Here is a 21248-nt window from a genome sequence, read left to right as displayed (position 1 = left end):
TAGGAGATTTACGAAGTATGTTTTTTATCTACGAATTCTTCAAAACTTTTAAAGTACCTAGAACTTGCTTTATTAATAGCTAGTCCTATAATTGTTCCAATTGTATTTAGTATTAGGTCATCAATATCACATGATCTGTAGTTATAGCCAAGGAACAGTCCAGAAGTAGCTTGAATTAATTCTATTGCTAAACTTAATGTAAAACCTATTAAAATCGTTTTTCTGTTTGCTATTTTAAAAAATAGAATAGGGATCGCAAATCCTAGTGGTATGAATAATAAAACATTACCAGCAATTTGCTTTAGAACAATTGAAATTGAGCCATAATTGACGGTATCCACAATCGATTTAAAGGGAATAAAATTATGATTAAATCCCAACTGATCTTTTATCATTACTTGAATTAAATATTTTTGATAGGGGAAAGGAAATAAAGTGAAATTAATGAGACATGTAAAGTAAATACCAAAGATTAGCCAATAAAGAAATTTTAGGAGAGTTATTGAACCTTTTAGAAATTGATATCCAAAAAATAGGATAAAAAAAGTAGAAATAATTATGCTAGGATATAAGAAATTTAACAATCAATTGTACCAGCCTTTCATATTACTAGACTTAATAATTTAGAGACCCTGAACCTTGAATTCTTTTTCCATATTTCATAAGTATATGTGTGACCAGTAATGACTGAATTATCGGTATCTACATATGGGGAACCAATACTGGACTTTTCAAATCCTAATCTAGTGATTAATACACTTGACCCACCTTTTACTTCATATACATGAATGGTGAAGTAATTGTCACCTTCCCAAGATTTCATAGTAACCTTACCAGTTACACTTCCTTTTGTAGATTTGTAGGTTCCAATGGAAAGTTGATGTGTCATACTAAAAGTAAAATTTTTCGTTGCAGCTTGTACTGCTAAGGGACTCATCATAAGCGTACAAAAAATAATTGAGAAATTATTTTTTTGCTTGTTGTTCTGTTAATAATACTCACAATACTTACTTTCGTTTCCAATCGTTTTTATTACATCTAGAGAATATCATACTTGTATAGTTTTTCTTCATCATTTTTATGTGAAATTTTAGAAACTTATAAATTAGTTTAATTAGACCAACAAATTTTTTTAGCATCTGAGGAAGTAACTTAATGAATCTAAAATAAATAAAAACCCTTCCTAAAAATATAGAAAGTGTTTTTATTTGCGGAGAGGATTGTACTTTATTATTTTTCATTTATAAAAAGTTTTGGAGAGATAAAATGTCTTAAATGGCTTAGTCTTTACATCGTGGGTGAAATAACCCTTAAAATAGCATTCTATTAACAAATCAAATTCTATAACCTAAGATGTCTATTAAAATATTTTAAGATTCATGAACATTATGATCACTTTAGAGATGCTTCCAGATTGTTCTTTGTTTATTTTGCTTGAACTAGAGGTGTCCCACCTTGAACAGTAACCCAACCCCACTTTTGTCGTGCATCCATTTCCATTTTCTTTAATAATTCTGGAGAAAGTGAGTCTGATAAAATTTTATTTGCTTTGGCATCTGCTTCCGCATTTAGGATTTTTGTTTGATTTTCAATCTTAGCTTTTTCTTGGTCAGCTAATGCCTTCTTTACGTTCAATTCAGAAGTTGCTAATTGTGCTTGTGACTGTGCCATACCTGCGGGAGAGCCTACGTGTGTAAATCCAAAAGTACCGACTTCAATACCTTGTTTTGCAAGTTCTTTATCTAGTGCAGTATTGATTTCTTCAGTAATATCAGCTTGTTTTGAACCTTTAATGTCGTTCCAACTATATTTGTGAGTAATTTTGTTAACAACATTTTTCATTGTAGGTTTGACGATGTTATTTTTGATGTAACTAATATCTTTTCCACCTACTGATTGATAAAGATTAGCTACGTTTTTAGTTGAAATTTTCCATGTTAAGTTTGTATTAACAGGTAGTTCTTGCTGATCTCCGGTACCTACTGACCATTCTTGATCAGAATTACCACCTTCGTGCTTGTCACTTGATAAAACTAATGATTGTGTATATGTAGGATATTCTTGTACTGAAACTCCCCAACCAGTCCAATGAAACCCTTGGGGAACTTCAGTAATTTCTCCACTCATATGTTTCTCAATACCAATACTACCGACACTAATATGCGACATACCACCAATTGCATAAATAATACCTCCAATTATAATAACTCCGCCTGCAATCAGACTTCTTAATCCGTTCACTCTTCATCTCTCCCAATTTCTTTTTTAATGTTTTTAATATGATTATTAAATAATCTACCTATTTTGATAAAGACCTTATAAAACAGTAAGAAGAGAACGATTCCAATAATAACAACTAAAATTCCGAATTGATAAAAGAAAACCATTGTTATTCCCCCGAATGTGCAAATTAGATTGACTATCTTTCTACAATTTCTTATATGCAATTATAGATTGATTTAAGCTGTATTAATAATTAAATTTTGCTTAGAAATTTAGTGTGTTATCAGGTTTCGTTGGAAAAATTAATAGCAATTAACAAAATTACCCCAAATGCCTATTAAGAGTTAAAAAGATTTCAAGAATAAAGAATCCCTAATAAAACCACCAATTATAGGTGGTTTTTCTATTTGAATAATATAATATTGGCCTATTTAACATAGATTTCTTCTGAAATTATCAGTATCAAACGGGAAAATTCAATAATATCAAGGCAAAAATAACCCAAGTTTAAATCAAAGGGAAATCAATTTTAATTGTAGAATGTTTCTTTTATTGGAGTTGGAATCAATTGAATTTGGTCAGTTGGTTTTTAGGAAGGAGATAACATACCCATTTATATACGAAAAATCACAATTTAATCAGAAAAACCAATATTGATACTTTTTATCAAAATTAAAATCACATCAACACTTAATATAATAAAACTAGAACAGGAAAAGGAACATCGTGGAGTATGGAGGGAACTAAATGAATATTGAACAATTAAGTCATCTTTGTGAGGTTATAGAGAGTGGTTCCTTTACGATTGCAGCACAGAAATTTTCTATTAATGAAGCTGACATGAAAGAATCAATCATTAGTTTAGAAATTGAATTTGGCATCAAGCTAATTGAGTGTGACGACGAATCTAAATTGGTACCTTCATTTGAATGTTTACAAATTATTTCAATTGTAAAGGAAATTGTAATGAAATGTCGGGAAATTGAGGAAGAAATTAAATCCTTACATATAAAATCTTCTGTTAATACAATGTATGATGTGAGCATGTTTTAACTCTTTATAGTCAAGTATTTTAATATTTAGGACCAAATCATATTGATTTGGTCTTTTTAGAATGACTCTTACTTTGCCAACAAACAGTAAAAAAGAAGGCTGCAATTTCAGTAGCCTTCTTTCAATTTGTCTCATATATAATTTTTCCTGTCATAGAAGTATCATAATCTCCTAAAGAATCAACTTCTAATTGAAACTGATTTGAAGATAAAATTTCTTTGACAATACTGATTAGTCGTTCATTTGCAGGAGTTTTTAAAATAACGAGGTCATATTGCTCTGTGATCAGTGGAATAAAATCAATTCCAACAATTTTAGCAGCTTTTTCAATTCCGACCCCAACATCTGCTACCCCAGTAGAAACAGCGGAGGCCACGCTTAAATGATTGCTCTCTTCATGCTCATATCCGTTAATCTTTTTAGATGAAATTTCGTTGATACGAAGTTGTTCATCAAGAAGGATACGTGCGCCTGAACCTTTCTCTCTATTGACAATCTTTATATCCTCACGTTCTAAATCTTTCCAAGTGATAATCTTTAAAGGGTTACCTTTTTTAACGTATAAACCAGCTTTCCTAGATAGAAGGTTGATTAAAATAAATGAATGGCCCACTAAAACTTTTTTAAGATAAGGTAGATTATATTCACCTGTATCCCCGTCAAAAAGGTGTAGGCTAACGATATCACATTCTCCATTATACATAGAGATAAGGCTGTTTAAGCTCCCAGTAAAAGATCTTAATGATTTATAAGTTGAATTTTTCTCAATCTGTTTACCAAGCATATCTAAAACTAAATCTTGTCCACTAATAACAACATGATTAGATTCTTTTGGATCGCTTCTGCGAGGTTTAAAAACAGAGGCAGGCAATATGGTGTTCTGATTTGTTTTATTGTTTTTTATGTAATTGTCCAAGTCATTTGCTGCTATTCTCATCTGTCTTCCAACACGGAATACAGGTAATTCACCTTTTTTGACAAGATCATAAATGGTTAATTTCGATACTTTTAAAAACTGTGACACTTCTTCAATTGTATAGGAAAGTTCCATCGTCATTTATATCCCTCCATTCTCTATTTTAACTCAATGGCTTTTAAAAAGCATATTCCTAATAAATTTAATGTAAATTTTAAAAAAATATTTCTTATTTAGTTATAACTAAATATAATTAGATATGATTAGTTATATTTTAATATGAAAGGTAGATGAGGAATGAAAAAACTTTTTTCTTTATTTTTTTCAATGATGTTATTAGGACTAGTTGTATCTGGTTGTTCAACAAATGAACAAGCTAAAAAATCAACAACACAGAAACAAGAAGTGTCCCAAAAGAATGTGGAATTGACAATCTCAGCAGCAGCTAGTTTACAAGATGCACTAAATGATATTAAAGCAAACTTTGAAAAAGCTAATCCTAATGTGAAAATAAACTTTAACTTTGGAGCATCGGGAGCATTACAACAACAAATTTCTCAAGGAGCACCGGTAGATCTATTCTTCTCGGCTGCAGAGGACAAATTTAATAATTTAGTACAAGCAGGTCTGATTGATAAGAGTGAAGGCAAAGATGTAGTTGGAAATGAATTAGTTTTAGTAGTACCAAAAGATTCAACTAAACAAATTACAACTTTTGAAGATCTTGCGAAAGCAGATAAAATTTCAATTGGTACGCCAGAAGCTGTACCAGCAGGACAATATGGTAAAGAAACATTGGAAAATTTGAATGTTTGGAAAGCGGTTGAAGGAAAAGTAGTATACGGTAAGGATGTTAGACAAGTTCTTTCTTATGTAGAAACAAATAATGTGGACGCAGGGATTGTTTATAAAACAGATGCCATTACATCTACAAAGGTTAAGATTGTAGCAACAGCAGCTGAAAATACACATGATCCAATTATTTATCCGTTAGGCGTTATAAAGAATAGCAAGCAACCTAAAGAAGCTAAACAATTCTATGAGTATCTTCAAAATGACAAGTCTATGAAGATATTGGAGAAGTATGGGTTTAAAGGACTAAATTAACTTATATTAGTTGACTTAAGTTTTTTGAGTAACAGAAATCAATAAATGGGCCGATTAGTTGATTGGCTCATTTTTCTTTTTGTGGAAATACATCTTTAATAAATACAAGGATTCGTCCGTTCTGTATAAAGAACGTTCAGGTGGATTTGTTAAAGCTGGTTTAGAAGGGGAAATTTAAGAAAGGAGGATATTATTTTAAATAATAAAAATGGGAAAGGAATTGGGTAGAAAAAATTATATCAAATAAATTCCTTTTATAAGATAAAAGAAAAATAAAATGCCGAATAATTATTAGGCTAGTGCATGTATTCCTTTATTGATATATTGAAGAGTTTTCGGTCTCTTTTTCCTTTTTGACCAATTAGCCAGTACCAGCTCTGTCCAATATAAAAAGAGTTTGATACAAGCTGTTCAATATATTTTGAAATAATTCCATTGATTTTTTCTTTTTCAATTTTATTTTTTATAGACAATGCAATGACAAAATAGGATTTATCACTTTCAAATTCAAGTAATTGAAGATGATATTTACCACCTTTTTTTTCATTAAAATCATTTAATACGTGATCTATACAGTTTCGGACGTCAATTTTATATTTAGCCGCATCGTTCCAATTTGATATGAGAGAGTCATATAATGAGACTGTTAAGATGTAATACGATGCAAAGTCTTTAGGATTAAATTTTCGTTTCTCACCTTTGTATTGATATAAAGGTGGAACAACAAATTTTTCATAATCAGCAAAAAAATCTTCATTCATGTTTTATACCTACTTTCTATTTTGAACAAGAGTTTACTATATCGAATCTCAATTTAGTTTTTCCTATTCTTTCCAAAAATAGACACAAAGGAACAATTATTGGATTAAGTAAACCCACCATTCATTCTTCTTCCTAAACATTAAAAACATATATAAAGCTACTAGAGTATTTTACGAAAGTGAAGAAAAACTTAAAAAACTGTAAAGACAACCATCTTTGACCGGTCATTTGATTCCTCACGTTTCGGAAAATTTATTTTTTTGATGATTTTGTTTCATAATAAAATCACGCATTTTTCGAAAACAGTGTTCAGTAGAATACTGATCGTAATTAGAAGTTAATTGATCGGTAAAACCATGACTTCCTTCTACTTTAATGATTTGAATCATATCTTTTGTTTTCAATTTAGTTACGAGAATTTCGGGATCAAATGATTTTTCTTTCGTTGGGAAAATTAGTAAGGTCTCACATTTTGGACTAACCTCTAAGTAGTCCCTAATCCTCGAACCATAAAATCCAATTACTCCATCAAATAACCCCTCATATTTACTGCATAACCATGCAATCGTTGCACCTACACTAAACCCCAAAATATACAAATTAGTACACTTAGTTCGAAGTTCTTTTGCAAGAGTGATGATTTTATTAGTAGCTAACTCAAACCCAATCTCATGAACAAGATGGTTATAAGCTTTGTTCTCATCTTTATAGCAATAGTTTTTTATATTACCTAATAAATTTGGACATACAACTGTAAATCCCAACTTATTTAAACTACCGCAAATATCGTTTATATGTTTGTTAATTCCATAAATTTCATGAACAACTAAAATGGTGGTATTATGAAACTCGCAATTATTCAATCTTTAAACACCTCTAACTTAGAAAAAATAGGAATAGAATTTTGTTCTATTCCTATCATTCAACCTATAAATACTCAGTAAAAATAGATTTTTACTTGCATCTGGATCAATACGAGTTATTACTTATCAATAAACCCTTTCTATAAACTTTAATTTAAGAAAACATTTAAGTGACATAAAAAAAACAAGATAAAGTAGGACGTATTCTCCACTAAAGAGATAAGTCCTACTTTATCTTGGTTCGCAAAAAAAGTTGAAATTTAAAAGGTAGAAAAAGTCCTTCAAATAGGTGAAGAATACGAACTTTTAAATATTCTATGATTAATAGAATATTTAAAAGTAAGTTTATCTATTCAAAGGCACATAGTTAACCTTTATTAAATTTAGCTTTTTATACTAATAAAGTAAAAATTACCTCGTAGTCTAATTCTTATCGGGAATTAGGTAGAGACTCCCAGACCATATTTCTGGGTATATACGAGTTATAATATATTTATGGTATATAATGGTAAAGTTGAAAATCATAGCCTAAAGGATTATCAATTAATATATTACATTTAATCAAATTAAATATCAACGGTATCTCTATGAGGATATAGTATGAAGTTTTTTGGGTTAATTTCACATATTAATAGTTAAATATACAGTAATAAAGTGTGCTTTTAGTTGAACGATAATTCATTTTCGATATTGACAGTAAATTTAGTGTGTAATAGTATAATAGTTAATTTTTAAATATTAAGTATTTTTAGAAAAAAGGTTTTAGCTAATACATAAAGGAAAGATTATAAGGGTTTTCATTGAAAGGTTCGAGCTATAAGTAGTTACTGTCTTATTAAAATAAGTAGATTGCTAATTTAGGAGGAGTAATAATGAAAGCGATTACTGAAGGTGCTTTATTATGGGAACCAACTAGGCAGCAAATTGAAAATGCTGGAGTTAGCCATTTTATGAACTGGCTCGAAAATGAAAAAAATCTATTTTTCAATAAACAAAGTGAGTTATGGCAATGGTCAGTCGATGAATTAGAGTCCTTTTGGGAAAGCGTTTGGAAATATTGTAATGTAATTTCACATGCACCATATGATCAAGTCCTTGAAGAGCGAAAAATGCCAGGCGCAAATTGGTTTACCGGCTCTAAAATTAATTATGCAGAACATGTATTTCGAAATGATAAAGGAGACCAATCTGCATTAATTTTTCAATCAGAAATTACTCCAAAAACAGAAATAAGTTGGAGAGAGCTTAAGGAAAAGACAGGCTTGGTCGCAAATTCTTTAAGAGAATTAGGTGTTAAACCTGGGGAACGAGTTGTAGCATATATGCCTAATATCCCTGAAACGATTATTGCCTTTTTAGCTTGTGCAAGCATTGGAGCAATTTGGTCAAGCTGTTCACCAGATTTTGGCACGAGTAGTGTAATTGACCGATTTAAACAAATCGAACCGACTATTTTAATTGCAGTGGATGGTTATTCTTATAATGGAAAAGTTCAAAATAGGTTATCAAGCGTTGAAGAGCTACAGTCTGAATTACCTACATTAAAGAAGACAATTTTAGTACCATATGTGAATTTTGATAAATACAAAATGGAAAACGAAACAATTTTTTGGAATGAATTATTAGTGGGAAGCAGTGAACTTACTTTTGAAAATGTTCCTTTTGATCACCCACTATGGATCTTATTTTCTTCGGGGACAACAGGTTTGCCTAAGCCAATTGTACAAAGTCAAGGTGGAATATTAGTTGAGCAACTTAAGACATTAGTAGTTGAACAAGGAATAAATCAAGATGATGTAATTTTTTGGTTTACTACTACTGGTTGGATGATGTGGAATCAATTAGTTGGAGGCTTGTTATCTGGCAGTACGATTTTATTGTTTGATGGAAGCCCTTCTTATCCTAGTCTACATGTATTATGGGACCTTGCAGAAGAAGTAGGTGTAACATTCTTTGGTACAAGTGCAGGATTCTTAAGCGTTTGTGAAAAGCACGCAATAAAGCTAAAAGATAGACATCGTTTTTCTAAATTAAAGTCTATTTGTTCAACGGGATCGCCACTATCAGTGGAAGGATTTTCTTGGGTATATGAAAATATAAGAAATGACATCTGGCTTGTTTCAACTAGTGGTGGTACCGATGTTTGTACAGCATTTGTTGGAGGTTCACCAATTCTTCCTGTTTATGCTGGAGAGATACAAGCACGTTCATTAGGAGCTCATGTACAATCATTTGATGATGAGGGAAATTCAGTAATTAATGAGGTAGGGGAACTAGTGATTACTTCTCCTATGCCTTCCATGCCGCTTTATTTTTGGGGTGATTTGAATAATGAACGTTATCTTGAAAGTTATTTTGAAAATTACCCAGGTATTTGGAGACATGGAGATTGGATTAAAATTGATGAAAAAGGTAGTTGTGTAATTTATGGGAGATCAGATTCAACTATTAATAGACATGGAGTGCGTCTAGGTACAAGTGAAATCTATCGAGTTGTTGAATCACTTGATGAGATAATGGAAGGTTTAGTGATTGATTTAGAACTACTTGGCCGTCAGTCATTTATGCCATTATTTGTTGTACTGAAAAATGGGGTTGCTTTGACAAATGAATTAAAGGAAAAAATAAAAGTAGAAATTAAGCAGAAGGTTTCACCGCGATTTGTTCCTAATGAAATTTATGAAGTTGAGCAAATTCCAAAAACATTAAGTGGCAAAAAATTAGAAGTTCCAATCCGTAAAATATTATTAGGTTTTTCTCCTGAAAAAGTAGTTAACCAAGGTTCGATGGCTAATCCAGAGTCATTAAAGTTTTTCACTGGGTTGGCACAAGTTTTAAATGAACAAAGTTGAAATCAGTTTAAAACGTTATTTTCATTATGAGATAGCGTTTTTAATTTTTTATAGAAACTTGCTATCGTAACAAGCGTTATAAATTCTATTATGCCATTTGCATAGACAAATGATTCACCAAAGAATGAAACAAAAAACATAGTTGTCTCATAAAAAAGACCCCTTTAATTTTAAACATAAGTTTATATCAGCTTTTAATTAAAGGGGTAAAAAATATATAACGGGGGTTTTTAACGATTAAGACTTTTAAAGGTTGTATTAATTCATATATTTCAATTGAAGTTAACACTCATTATTAATAATTTTACCTTGATCAGTCAGTTTAATGAGTGCCGCATAACCAATACCTTTTTTTACGACAGTCGCCATACCTTCACTGACAAGTGTATTTAATGTTTTTAGTTCGTCTTTATTTAATTTTGTATATCGGAAATAACCATCTCCAATTTTATGAATTAATCTGCCTTCTCTTGTCATGCCTAAAACGCTTGTCATATTTTTCCCTTCTTTCGAAAGTTGTTTGGATTAATGATTACATAACTATCGTATATTGTTTGTTCAATTTTGTCTGTGTATAATTTGTGAAAAGTTTAACAAAGTTAATGTGATTCTAGTTGAATCTTCCTTTAATAATTCGTCTTGTAAGAATTTGGAAGGATAAACATATTTTCATCCCGCCATACTATTTTTGTGTCAAAAAAATGGAGGTGTGTTGGTATGTCGTTTCAAAATCGTGGTATCGGACATCCTGAACATCAAGATGATCCAAATAAATTACATATCGTCGCAGTACGAAAAAATGGCGATGGTGATATTACAGATGTAAAATTTCAAAATGGTGAAATAGTTGGGATTGAGCAAGCCATTGCGATGGCAGAACTTGAACAAATTGAGGATGTGAACACCGGTCTAACTCGTGGAGATAATCCACATAAAACACTTCGTTCTTATCCTGACGGTGACCCTACAAATAATTTAAGTAATTTACCTACTTTTTAATGTCTACACGCTAAAGGTGCACAAGTTATGTGCACCTTTTTTATTTCCGAGTAATTAATGATAAAATGGAAAATTTAATATTAGAAGACAAAAAATACCAGTAAGGTAGGGAGCAAAATTGAAAAAAACTTTATTATTTCTTTCACTAGTGATTTGTTTGTTAATCGGAAATTATTTAGTTGCTTCAAATAAAACTGTAAAAAGTGAAAGTAATTCTTCCCTTATTTATCAAAATGAGAAACCTGACAAAGTAACAGAAGCTCTTAGAGCATTAAATATAAAAAAAGTAAAAGAAGGAAGAACGGGATCATTAGAGCAAAAACGAATCGAGATTGAAAAACAAATAGTGCCAACTCCTTCAAATATTAAAATGAAAGGAGAAAATATTGAAAGAACAAAGGTGGAATGGTTAATTCCAGATGGTTCTCCAGAAGATAAGATTGTTTTTTATGTACACGGTGGAGGTTGGTCTAGAGGTGGGTTAGGATTTTCAAGAAATTTAGGAACGATTTTAGCAAGAGACACAGGTTATAGAGTACTTACGATAGAGTATAGACTTTCACCAGAAAACCCATTTCCAGCGGCTTTAACTGATGTGGAGAAAGTTTATAATTATTTAGTAAAAAATAATGGACTAAAGTCAAAAGTTGTTATTGTAGGAGATAGTGCTGGTGGTAATTTAGCATTTGCTTTGTTAAATAAAATAAAAGCTTCAAATGGAATCGATCCAACAGCTGTTGTAGGAATCTCTCCAGCGACAGACTTAACGAAAGAAAGTCAATTATATACATCAGATTTTGATAGTATTCATGCAAATTATCATGGAAATGATATCAATATTGTTGATACATATGTAGGTAATAATAATCGGGAAAATCCTTTAATTTCACCACTATATGGTGATTTAAGAGGTTTACCTCCAATGCTAATCCATGCTGGCGCAAGGGAAGAGTTAATCGATGATATTTTAGCATATGCGGCAAAAGCAAATGCTAAAGGCGTAGAAGTTACATGTAAAGTTTGGAGAGGGATGTTCCATGATTTTCAATTAATGGACAATGCTTCGAATATTAGTAAACAAGCGAATACTGAGATTGCACAGTTTATTAAACACCACTTGGAGAATAGATAGTCAAAATACAAAAAAGTAAGGCTTATCATGCCTTACTTTTTTATGTCGAGTTTGAATTTAAGAAGTTTGAAATTTGATCAATATCTCTTTCTGTAAGTACAGGATCAATTATAATGACAGAATGAATGATTTCTCCTTCGAGTAAGAAATCAGAAATAATTAATTCAATGTTTAGTTCATTTATAATTGCTGATTCAAACTCACCTAATTTAGGACGAATAAAATCAATTTTATGACCAAAAGCAGTAACCAATTTCGTTTCTATATAACGATGAACTCCTGGACCATTACTTGTTAATAATAAAACCTTCTTCCTTGAAGATGAGAAATTAATTTTGGAAGCTTGAACATTTAATGTAACTTTTGCAATCCGATCTCTTGTAATTTCAGGATAGGAATATTTTTTAGTCCAGATTTGTAAGGCATCTGATACATTTCTATATAATTCAGAATACTGATTTTGAACATATCGGTCGATTGAATATGATGGTTCTTTTATATCGATTGAGTTAAAAATTAGAAAGTTCCTTTTAAATTGGTCTTGAAATGTGTAAAGAAATTCTTCATCTTCATTTAGAGATATACCTGTCTTTTCCTCTAATATTTCAATTAAATTGTGAAGTTCCTTATAATATCGTGTATTTTGATTTCGATATAAGTAAAAAAATTCATTTTTTTCCATAATATCAAAACTGTAAAAAGGAAGCGTTGACATTAATAAAGAGAACGCAATTCGTTCATTCATTGAAATATGAAGTTTATATTGATGATCTAATTGATCACAAATTTCATTAGAAATCTTAAAAAATACAGAATCTAAAATTTTATTTATCGATTGATCAGTTAGTTCAATTTGCATTTTTTTATCTATTCTATATAACATTGTTCCTAACAAATAGATGTACTTTTTAGTTGTTGAAGGATATAAAAATAATTTAAATTTTTCTGTAGTGGCTATAACAATTTCTTTTATATCTTGGAATGTAAATGATTCTATTGGCCATTCTTGATTTGAATGAGCGTATAAAGCATCAAGAATATCACGGCATAATAGGCGAATTTCAAATTCTCTTCCTACTATTTCAAGTGGGCCACGTTTTAATTTTAGATGATAGGCCCCCAATAATTCTTCAACTCGGTCAAGTATAGAATAGACAGCAGGTTGTTGTATAAAAAGAGCGTTTGCTAATTCTGCTATAGTTGTAATTTGTTTAAATTGTATGAGCATAATGACTTGAAAACTCAATGAGCTTTTTACATAAATTGAACGAATTTGATTAATTGATGAAGAAATTGGTTTATTAATATAAATTCCTTTACCTTTTATTGTTTCTATTTGCCATCCTGAAGGTAAGCTCGAATTAATTGACTGTAAATCATTTCGAATAGTTTTTTCAGTACATAATAACTCACTTGCTAATTCTCCTGTTTTAAACCACTTATCCTGTTTACTTAAAATATTGATTATTTGTAATTTCCGTTTAGTTGATTTATCCATTCAATATCCCCATAAATTTTGTCCATTTTATTACTATTATTGCTACTAATGTTCTGTCTTAATTCAGAAAAAATTAATTTCACAGATCGAGAAGCACCTTTTAATGGGGTTTTTTGTGTTAAATGTGAATTTTTTTTGAAGACAAAGTATTATTTTTACCTAAAACAAAGGTAAAAAACATAATGGGAATGACTTTATAACAACGATATAATGACATCGTTGAAACTGAATTATTTACGATTGGAAAAGAAGAGAAGCAAAAGAATTGAATAATAAAGCAGTTGGAATTAAAAATAATCATTATTGGATTTATATTGGAGGCGGATTATTACTTTTAATAGGGATCATTGGGTTAATTGTTTTCCTAAAAAGAAAGAAGGAAAAAGAACAATTGAATAATAATGAATGATTTTTGAAAGAGTGAATTGGATTAATCCGATGCCTTAAGTAATTAATCTTAAAGTAAATGATATATTGATAAAATAAAAAAGGCTCATTTCTACATTGTGAAATGTTGCCTTTTTTATTAAGATGAAATGATTTCAGTTTTCAAGAAATTGATAAATTGTTTTTCAACCTTCGATAACTTTTTCTTTTTTGAAGTGATTACCACAAGTTCTGACTTCACAGGTTCGTAATCTACGATATCAATTTCAACGAGCTCACCATTCGATAAATATGGATGATTTTTTAATGAAAAATTTGGTCCCCATGTTATGGCATTGCCATTTAAAATTGCTCGTAATAACTCTTCAGGATGGTTGGAAGAAAATAAAATATCTAATTTTCCAATATTGTGTTGGAAGTTATTTGTAAACCATCTTATATAGTCACCGTTATATAGAACGAATTTTTGCTGAAGAATTTCTTCAGGTGTTATTTTTTTCGAGATGGCAAAAGGGGAATCTTTTTTTGCATATACTTTCATCATTCCAGGTACTAATCCTTCGGAATGAAATTCTTCTAATTCTTTCATAATGCCTTCGTAAAGACAGATGATTCCTATATTTACTTGATTTTTTTTAACAATTTCAATTGTACGTTCAGTAGTGTTTTCTAATATGTCTATATGCAAATTTGAATGTTGGTTTTTAAAATCAACTAACGGTGTTAATAAGTAATTAATAAAAGCAGGTACCATGGAAACTCTAAGTTCACTGAGTTGGGTATCTTTACTTTTCTGTGCTATTTCTTTTAATTCTGCGTATTTTAAGAGTACTTCTTGTGATTTTTCCACGATTTGTACCCCATCCACTGTTAATCTAGCGCCTAATCTAGATCGATTGAAGATTTTTATTCCTAGCTCTTCTTCGATTTTAGTAATCGCTTGACTTATACCGGATTGACTCACATGAAGATTTTCTGCAGCGATTGAAATCGACCCCGTTTTAGCGACTTCTACTAAAATCTCTAGTTTTTCTAAATGCATTCCATTGACCACCTTTATGCTTTCATACACGAACTAAAACTTTTCCAATATAGAATTTTTATTTCAGTTTTTATATTACAAATCGTGAAGTTATATTTAAAAATTGTAAATTTACTTAATCATTTTGCAAATATAGAATTGGGTTTAACTAATAGTATTATTCTATTTTTCGCGATTGAGTCTAATGTAATTGAAAAATAATACGTTCTAATGTTGAATCAAAACATTAGATTTATCAAGTGCTTTCTTATATTTAGAAAAATTTACAATAAATGATACATTTTTGTTTAATTTGAACGCTGCCTAATATAGAGGAGGCTAAATATGTTAGTTGGGGAAATCATCAAATATTATCGAGAGAAAAAAGGAATTAGTCAGTCTAACTTAGGTGAAGGAATTTGTGGTAAAGCGTATATTAGTCGATTTGAAAGTGGAAAAGTTACTTTGTCAGAAGAAATTATTTACAAATTGGCTCAAAAGTTAGAAATTGATATAAACAAAGAAATTGAATCATTTTATCTTATAGAGAAGCATTTAAATGAGTGGAATCAAGCAATTATTATGCAAAGAACACCACAGATTGAAGGAGTAAAAGTAGTATTAGATCAAAATCCGTTCATTCTGGCTTCTAAACATGCTGCAAACTATCTGCTATTAAAAGGGAGATATTATCTTCATAAAAATATGTTTACAGAAGCAAAAAATATAATTGATTACGTAGAAAAAGAGTTTCAGACATTATCTAATTATGAGAAGAATGTTCTTCTACACATTAAAGGAATATACTGTATCAGTACATTTAGAACTGCCCACGGTGAAGAATGTCAAACTGCTGTGAACCTTTTAAAACAAATTAAAATAGCAGAGTATAATAATGAAGAGTATTACTATCACTTAGCAGTAGCATATCATCATGCAAAAGCGAAAGTATCCGCATTTACATATGCAAAAAAAGCTCTTCAATTTTTTAATAAAACATATAATCATGTGAGTGCAATGAATGCTCAAATCTTAATGCTAATGCAATTGGACAGTGAAAGAGACATTGACTTTTTAGTGTTAGTAGAAAACTATAAGGATTTGATTCATAATTGTTTCATTTTAGGTGCTCATGAAAGTAAAATAAATATTTTATTTAACTTAGGAGAAGAGTTTTATAAAAGAAATGAATTTGACCAAGCAGTTAGTTACTTTGAAGAAGCATTTTTACTAACTGATAAATCATCAATAAAATATTTAAGGCGATTATATCATTTTACTGAAGCATGTTTAGATGCAAAGTTATTGAAAAAAAAAATTCTTTTAGAAAAAATAGAAACAGGGACAAAGTTAGCTAAAAAATCATGTCCAATCTATTTTAATCTGTATAAATTATTAGCTTTGAAAAGTAAAAAAAATTCAAGTCAATATTATCAATTTTTAGCTGAAGTAGTGGTGCCACAGCTTATAGATACTAATAATACCTCATTTTTTGAGCAGTATGGAAAGATCTTATATAATCACTATATCGAGCAAAAAGAATATGAAAAAGCAATTGAAGTAGACAAAAACTTTAAATTGATGCATAAAGCTTTAAATTAAAAGTCTATAGATAACGAGTATTCGTTGTCTATAGACTTTTTTTGTTATCAGTAAATGGAATTTATTTCAAAATATCAAAATTTATAACAAATGTTTATAAACTTCAGACAAGAAAATTGTCGGAATTTGCTCGGGTTATTCTATAAACCCTGTGATATAGGGACTCGATAACCCGATTGATAAAAGAGTGGAAATTCACAATAATGAACTTAAATAAATAGACAAATTGTTTGTTTATTTTTTGGGAAATAGTTCAGAGTTTTGTCAAAGAATAACAATTTTTGTACTACAATGTAGAAATCTACCTTGTTGTAAATTATCTAGGAGGAAGAGAAATGGGGAGAAAGACAGAGAAAAAGTTTTTAAAAAGCTTTACCGTTTTAGCTTTAACTTCGGGTTTTATTTTGAGCTCACTTGGTCATGTAACCAATAATACAAAAGCAGCAAGTCCAAGAAATGTAGAAGATATTTTAGCAAACTTAACTTCAGAGCAAAGAGCAGCACTAGAACAGCTTTCGACTAATGAAGAATCAGGTCTGCAAATTTCTTCAGATATTAATTTAAACTCAACGGAACAAATAAGTGTTATTGTTGAGTTTGCAAATAAACCTGCTAAAGTTGCTCAAATCGAAGCAAGTGTAGAAGGTAAATCATTAACTGCATCAGAGGCAGCAAATTTAGTCGATCAAGATCATGAGACATTTGCTGAAGATGTTGGGCAAGTATTAGATAGTGGCAAAACAAAAAAAGTAGATTATACGATAAAGCGTTCATATAAAAATGCCTTTAATGGTGTGTCTATGAGTCTACCAGCAAATCAAATTAAAAACCTATTAAAATCAAAAGCTGTAAAAACAGTTTGGAGTAACCAAACTTTTTCAATTGATCCCCCTACGGACAATAAACAATTAAAAGCAGACGAAGCGAATGTTGGAAACTATACACCTTATGATGCTCTAGATCGTTTGCATGCGGAAGGTTTTACGGGTAAAGGAATTAAAATAGGGATATTAGATACAGGGATTGACTATAACCACCCAGATTTGAAAGATGCATATAAAGGTGGATATGATTTCGTAAACAATGATAATGACCCAATGGAAACAACCTATGCAGATTGGAAAAAGTCAGGACAATCAGAATTCATAAGTGGCAGTGCATATTATACTGAACATGGAACACATGTAGCGGGAATCATTGGTGGTCGTGGTAAAGCGAATAGTGAATATAAAACTGTTGGTGCTGCTCCAGAGTCGGATATTTATTCTTATAAAGTACTTGGTCCTTACGGTAGCGGGACAACAGATGCAATTCTTGCAGGAATTGACAGAGCAGTAAAAGACGGTATGAATGTTATTAATATGTCATTAGGTGCAACGTTAAATGACCCACTATATGCGACTTCAATTGCGGTAAACAATGCAGTATTAAGTGGAGTAACGACAGTTGTTGCAGCGGGTAATAGCGGGGACAAAATGTACACGGTTGGTTCACCTGGTACTGCAGCATTAGCTTTAACAGTTGGTGCATCATCTATCGCACTTGATATCTATCAATACGCAGGTGTACAAGATGATAAAAATTACTCATTAAGACAATTAGCAAGAAATTATAAAGATGATTTAACAACATTAAAAGGTAAAACATATCAACTTGTTGATGTTGGACTAGCTAATCCATCAGATTTTAATGGAAAAGATCTAAACGGTAAGATTGCGTTCATTAAACGTGGTTCAATTGCATTGATAGACAAAATCAAAAATGCAAAAGCAAAAGGTGCTGCTGGCGTTTTAATGTATAACGATGAAACGAATAAAGCAGAAGGTGCAATACAATCATTCCTTGGTGAATCAGTCGATGCGATTCCTGCATTCTCAGTTTCAAATGATGAAGGTAATACAATCGCTGCTGCAATTAAAGCCGGAAAAACAGACTTTACATTTGGTGATTTCACAAAACTAAAGACTGCTTCAGATGAATTAGCGTCATTTAGTTCTAGAGGTCCATCTCGAGTGAACTATGATATTAAACCGGAAGTAACTGCACCTGGTGTGTCAATTCTTTCAACTGTACCATTCTATGTAAACGACAAAACAGTTGATGGATCAAAACCAGAGGATTACAAGTATGCGTATGAGCGTTTATCAGGTACTTCAATGGCAACGCCTTATGTAGCAGGCGTATCTGCATTATTACTTCAATCAAATAAAGATTTAAAACCGGAAGATATTAAATCTATTTTAATGAACACAGCAGACCCACTTTCAAAAGCATATAGTGTTTTTGAAGCAGGAAGTGGACGAGTAGATGCTTTTGAAGCAATTCACTCAAATGTAGAATTAGAGGTAGTAGACAAGACACCTACGATTATTAATGGACAGCAAAAATCAATTCAAGAATTAACAGGTGGAATGAGTTTTGGATCATTTGGATTTGATAATCAAGATATTGCTGATTCACGTACTGTAACATTAAAAAACCGTAGCGAAAAAGCAAAAACATTTAATGTAGATGTGAAATTCCAAACTGGCTTAAGAGGCTCAAAGGATGCAGCTCAGAACAATGTAACTTTATTAGGTCCTTCAACAGTTAAATTAAATGGTATTAGTCAAAAATCAATTAAATTTAACTTAAACATTCCAAAGACAGCTGAAAAAGGTACGTATGAAGGGTATATTACGTTTACGAATACTCAAGATTCATCAGAAACATATCAAATTCCGTTTGGTGGACGAGTAATAAATGAAGGCATTGATTCAGTTGACGCCTTACCAATGTTTTCAACTGATACAGCATGGCCGGAAAATGCTTGGCCTTTCGAATCGTTTACATTCTCATTAAAATCGCATATGAAAACATTAGATATTATTTTACAAGATGCTATAACAGGTGAAGATCTAGGTTTATTAGGCTCCTTGAGTCCAATTTTATTGAACGAAAATCAAACTTATTATGTTACAAAAGGATTTACGGGATCATATTATCCATTTACTGGTGATTCAAAGAATCCAATTAGTTATCAACCAGAAATTGCACAACCAGGACGCTATAAAATAAAGATGGTTGGATCAAATGAACAAGGTAAAACATTTACAAAATCTTCTGAGTTCATCTATGACCAAGGTGCGCCAACTATGACTTCTAGCTTTGATTCATTAGATCAAAAAGTAATTGAAACTAATGATAGTCAATTTGATTCAAATGGACAATTCTTATATGACTTTAACATTAACTTAAATGATCCTGAAACAGAAGAAGCAAGTAAACTAGGTTTTCCAGTTGATCAATCAGACAATTCAGTTGTTACATTCTATAATGGTCCATGGCCGAAAGCACCAATTTATACAGATAAAAATGGGAATTACACAGATAAACTTGTAGTTAGAAAACAAGCTGCACCTTTACAAGTTCAGTTTTATGGAATGGATTATGCAAGAAACGTTATAGGAAATGCTTTTAATATGTTAAGAGTAGTGTTTGTGGATCACAATTTACCTTATTACTATTTAAAAGCAAATAAACAAATCGTATCAAATGGAGACACAGTAAATTATAGTGTTCGTTCAAATAATGTTAAAAACTTAAAAACATCTAAAATTACAATACCAGTTGATCCTAACCTTGCTTCAATTGAGAATGTAGTAGTAAATGATGCAGTTAAGCAGTATGGTGATGCGCAAGTTTCTGTAGCTGCTGTTCAAACAAATCCGTCTAATACGAACTATACAATTACATTCACTTATTCAGGGAACAAAACATTACCAGAAGACTTACAATTATTTAATTTCGACCTTAAAACGGCTAAAAAGTTTACGGATGGACTTTATGGAGGGTCTGCATTCAATTGGTATACAATGACAGCCTCTACGATTGATCAATCAAATGTAGAGACTAATAATGTCTACTCTTACATGGAAAGTATCAAATATAAACCAACGTATTCAAGATTAGATGGGTCAGTACAAGTTGAAGGGGCAAAAGATGCCTCAGGTCAATCTATTTATTCAATTGATTTAAGTAAGGTTGGGGCAAATGTAAAAGTTACTTCTTATGATGGAAAAACAACAGCTACTCCGTCAAGTTTAAATAAGAGCGGTCAGTATATCATTGAAGGCCTAAAAGCTGACGTAACACCTTATACTTTAACTGTTGATGTACCTGGTCATTTCACTATGAACAAACAAATTGTTTTATCTAATAATGTACGTGGTGAAATAGTAGGAAAAAGATTGGCCTTTAATTTACCAACTGCAGCAGCAGGAGATGTAAACAAAGATAATGTAATCGATATTCTAGATGCATTAGCTGTCCAAACATATTGGGGTACAAACAAAGCAACTGCAGATTTTAATTTTGATAAAGTTGTAGATAAAAAAGATATGGATTATATTGTTAAAAACTTTGGATTACAAAATCCGACTGTATCAAATGCGCCAAAAGCAAAAACTGCTTATAAAGGTGTTACATTAGATGATGTATTAACTCAATTAGGATTACAATAACAAAGAATGAGGGGAAGCTGATATCGGCTTCTCTTTTTTTTATATAAAGTAATACGAGTTGGAATCCCTAAAAAAGCTGAAAAACATACAAAAAACTAAATTTTTCGACAAATCAAATCTATAAAAATATAAGAAATACTTATAAATATATCAAAAGTTTATAAACTTTTTTTACGAATATTGTCGAAAAAAGTAAAAGAAAAGGAAAAACATTGAAGTAATCCACCAAATATAACCCGATTGTTAATTATTCGAATATTTTTAATAATTAGTATTAGGGAGTGATTATTAGGTTGATGGATTTTTAGAATATAAAAGCTAGAGTTTTAGA

General features: G+C 30.8%; 18 protein-coding genes and 1 riboswitch. Of the genes, 8 read left to right on the top strand and 10 right to left on the bottom strand.

Going from position 1 to position 21248, the window contains the following annotated elements:
• Positions 1-8: 8 nt before the first annotated feature.
• The 4 genes from ACFVR2_RS17390 to ACFVR2_RS17375 all read right to left on the bottom strand — a co-directional run bounded on the left by ACFVR2_RS17390 (position 9) and on the right by ACFVR2_RS17375 (position 2387).
• Positions 9-584, bottom strand: coding sequence for a VanZ family protein (locus tag ACFVR2_RS17390; RefSeq protein WP_387364335.1), 576 nt, complete (start codon positions 582-584; stop codon positions 9-11).
• Between the two features lie 17 nt (positions 585-601).
• A complete protein-coding gene (locus tag ACFVR2_RS17385; protein ID WP_387364332.1) occupies positions 602-937 on the bottom strand; it encodes a hypothetical protein in 336 nt (111 codons plus the stop codon).
• Between the two features lie 488 nt (positions 938-1425).
• Complete coding sequence (locus ACFVR2_RS17380; RefSeq protein WP_387364329.1) at positions 1426-2241, bottom strand: SPFH domain-containing protein; 816 nt, start codon at positions 2239-2241, stop codon at positions 1426-1428.
• Entirely contained in the window at positions 2238-2387 is a 150-nt protein-coding gene (locus tag ACFVR2_RS17375) for a hypothetical protein (protein WP_179887080.1), read from the bottom strand. Before ACFVR2_RS17375 ends, ACFVR2_RS17380 begins: the two co-directional genes overlap by 4 nt.
• A 583-nt stretch (positions 2388-2970) precedes the next feature.
• Between ACFVR2_RS17375 and ACFVR2_RS17370 the strand changes: the two genes are divergently transcribed.
• Entirely contained in the window at positions 2971-3276 is a 306-nt protein-coding gene (locus ACFVR2_RS17370) for a LysR family transcriptional regulator (RefSeq protein ID WP_387364326.1), read from the top strand.
• A 121-nt stretch (positions 3277-3397) separates the two neighbouring features.
• Here the strand turns inward: ACFVR2_RS17370 and ACFVR2_RS17365 are convergent, their stop codons facing one another.
• The gene (locus tag ACFVR2_RS17365) at positions 3398-4333 is read right to left on the bottom strand and encodes a substrate-binding domain-containing protein (RefSeq protein WP_387364323.1); all 936 of its coding nucleotides are present in this window, start codon (positions 4331-4333) and stop codon (positions 3398-3400) included.
• 156 nt (positions 4334-4489) lie between these two features.
• Between ACFVR2_RS17365 and modA the strand changes: the two genes are divergently transcribed.
• A complete protein-coding gene (gene modA, locus ACFVR2_RS17360; RefSeq protein ID WP_387364320.1) occupies positions 4490-5299 on the top strand; it encodes a molybdate ABC transporter substrate-binding protein in 810 nt (269 codons plus the stop codon).
• 296 nt (positions 5300-5595) lie between these two features.
• Here modA and ACFVR2_RS17355 read toward each other — a convergent pair whose 3' ends face one another.
• Both ACFVR2_RS17355 and ACFVR2_RS17350 read right to left on the bottom strand, forming a co-directional pair.
• Positions 5596-6060, bottom strand: a complete 465-nt coding sequence (locus ACFVR2_RS17355) for a hypothetical protein (RefSeq protein ID WP_387364317.1) — start codon at positions 6058-6060, stop codon at positions 5596-5598.
• A gap of 237 nt (positions 6061-6297) precedes the next feature.
• Positions 6298-6924 (bottom strand): dienelactone hydrolase family protein, encoded by a 627-nt coding sequence (locus ACFVR2_RS17350; protein WP_387364315.1) that lies wholly within the window; start codon positions 6922-6924, stop codon positions 6298-6300.
• 399 nt (positions 6925-7323) lie between these two features.
• A riboswitch (purine riboswitch) is annotated at positions 7324-7425 on the bottom strand.
• Positions 7426-7796: 371 nt separating this feature from the next.
• On the opposite strand from ACFVR2_RS17350, the gene ACFVR2_RS17345 reads away from it, so the two are divergent.
• Positions 7797-9776, top strand: coding sequence for an acetoacetate--CoA ligase (locus ACFVR2_RS17345; protein ID WP_387364312.1), 1980 nt, complete (start codon positions 7797-7799; stop codon positions 9774-9776).
• A 282-nt stretch (positions 9777-10058) separates the two neighbouring features.
• Here ACFVR2_RS17345 and ACFVR2_RS17340 read toward each other — a convergent pair whose 3' ends face one another.
• Positions 10059-10271 (bottom strand): hypothetical protein, encoded by a 213-nt coding sequence (locus tag ACFVR2_RS17340; protein WP_387364309.1) that lies wholly within the window; start codon positions 10269-10271, stop codon positions 10059-10061.
• Between the two features lie 222 nt (positions 10272-10493).
• On the opposite strand from ACFVR2_RS17340, the gene ACFVR2_RS17335 reads away from it, so the two are divergent.
• Entirely contained in the window at positions 10494-10775 is a 282-nt protein-coding gene (locus ACFVR2_RS17335; RefSeq protein ID WP_069032911.1) for a DUF3892 domain-containing protein, read from the top strand.
• A 118-nt stretch (positions 10776-10893) separates the two neighbouring features.
• Positions 10894-11907, top strand: coding sequence for an alpha/beta hydrolase (locus ACFVR2_RS17330; protein WP_387364306.1), 1014 nt, complete (start codon positions 10894-10896; stop codon positions 11905-11907).
• A 40-nt stretch (positions 11908-11947) separates the two neighbouring features.
• Here ACFVR2_RS17330 and ACFVR2_RS17325 read toward each other — a convergent pair whose 3' ends face one another.
• Positions 11948-13405: a BglG family transcription antiterminator gene (locus tag ACFVR2_RS17325; protein WP_387364303.1), complete on the bottom strand. Its 1458-nt coding sequence runs from the start codon at positions 13403-13405 to the stop codon at positions 11948-11950.
• A 265-nt stretch (positions 13406-13670) separates the two neighbouring features.
• On the opposite strand from ACFVR2_RS17325, the gene ACFVR2_RS17320 reads away from it, so the two are divergent.
• Complete coding sequence (locus ACFVR2_RS17320) at positions 13671-13814, top strand: GGIII-like transmembrane region-containing protein (protein ID WP_387364300.1); 144 nt, start codon at positions 13671-13673, stop codon at positions 13812-13814.
• A 117-nt stretch (positions 13815-13931) separates the two neighbouring features.
• On the opposite strand, the gene ACFVR2_RS17315 is transcribed toward ACFVR2_RS17320, so the two are convergent.
• On the bottom strand, positions 13932-14834 hold the full coding sequence (locus tag ACFVR2_RS17315; protein WP_387364297.1) for a LysR family transcriptional regulator: 903 nt from the start codon (positions 14832-14834) through the stop codon (positions 13932-13934).
• A 324-nt stretch (positions 14835-15158) separates the two neighbouring features.
• Between ACFVR2_RS17315 and ACFVR2_RS17310 the strand changes: the two genes are divergently transcribed.
• Together ACFVR2_RS17310 and ACFVR2_RS17305 are read left to right on the top strand one after the other, a co-directional pair.
• Positions 15159-16415 (top strand): helix-turn-helix domain-containing protein, encoded by a 1257-nt coding sequence (locus ACFVR2_RS17310; RefSeq protein WP_387364295.1) that lies wholly within the window; start codon positions 15159-15161, stop codon positions 16413-16415.
• A gap of 335 nt (positions 16416-16750) precedes the next feature.
• A complete protein-coding gene (locus tag ACFVR2_RS17305) occupies positions 16751-20917 on the top strand; it encodes a S8 family serine peptidase (RefSeq protein ID WP_387364293.1) in 4167 nt (1388 codons plus the stop codon).
• Positions 20918-21248 lie beyond the last annotated feature (331 nt).

This window comes from Gottfriedia sp. NPDC057991, from assembly GCF_042886615.1.
Classification (GTDB): domain Bacteria; phylum Bacillota; class Bacilli; order Bacillales; family Bacillaceae_G; genus Gottfriedia.
The sequence above is the reverse complement of the archived record's forward strand: the minus strand, read 5'-3'. Positions and strand labels throughout refer to the sequence as shown.

Excerpts from the sequence above, each read along its gene's own strand:
- ACFVR2_RS17315 (WP_387364297.1), bottom strand. The coding sequence starts at position 14,834 with ATGCATTTAGAAAAACTAGAGATTTTAGTAGAAGTCGCTAAAACGGGG.
- ACFVR2_RS17325 (WP_387364303.1), bottom strand. The coding sequence starts at position 13,405 with ATGGATAAATCAACTAAACGGAAATTACAAATAATCAATATTTTAAGT.
- ACFVR2_RS17370 (WP_387364326.1), top strand. The coding sequence starts at position 2,971 with ATGAATATTGAACAATTAAGTCATCTTTGTGAGGTTATAGAGAGTGGT.
- ACFVR2_RS17335 (WP_069032911.1), top strand. The coding sequence starts at position 10,494 with ATGTCGTTTCAAAATCGTGGTATCGGACATCCTGAACATCAAGATGAT.
- ACFVR2_RS17365 (WP_387364323.1), bottom strand. The coding sequence starts at position 4,333 with ATGACGATGGAACTTTCCTATACAATTGAAGAAGTGTCACAGTTTTTA.
- ACFVR2_RS17355 (WP_387364317.1), bottom strand. The coding sequence starts at position 6,060 with ATGAATGAAGATTTTTTTGCTGATTATGAAAAATTTGTTGTTCCACCT.
- ACFVR2_RS17310 (WP_387364295.1), top strand. The coding sequence starts at position 15,159 with ATGTTAGTTGGGGAAATCATCAAATATTATCGAGAGAAAAAAGGAATT.
- modA (WP_387364320.1), top strand. The coding sequence starts at position 4,490 with ATGAAAAAACTTTTTTCTTTATTTTTTTCAATGATGTTATTAGGACTA.
- ACFVR2_RS17345 (WP_387364312.1), top strand. The coding sequence starts at position 7,797 with ATGAAAGCGATTACTGAAGGTGCTTTATTATGGGAACCAACTAGGCAG.
- ACFVR2_RS17375 (WP_179887080.1), bottom strand. The coding sequence starts at position 2,387 with ATGGTTTTCTTTTATCAATTCGGAATTTTAGTTGTTATTATTGGAATC.
- ACFVR2_RS17385 (WP_387364332.1), bottom strand. The coding sequence starts at position 937 with ATGAGTCCCTTAGCAGTACAAGCTGCAACGAAAAATTTTACTTTTAGT.
- ACFVR2_RS17340 (WP_387364309.1), bottom strand. The coding sequence starts at position 10,271 with ATGACAAGCGTTTTAGGCATGACAAGAGAAGGCAGATTAATTCATAAA.
- ACFVR2_RS17305 (WP_387364293.1), top strand. The coding sequence starts at position 16,751 with ATGGGGAGAAAGACAGAGAAAAAGTTTTTAAAAAGCTTTACCGTTTTA.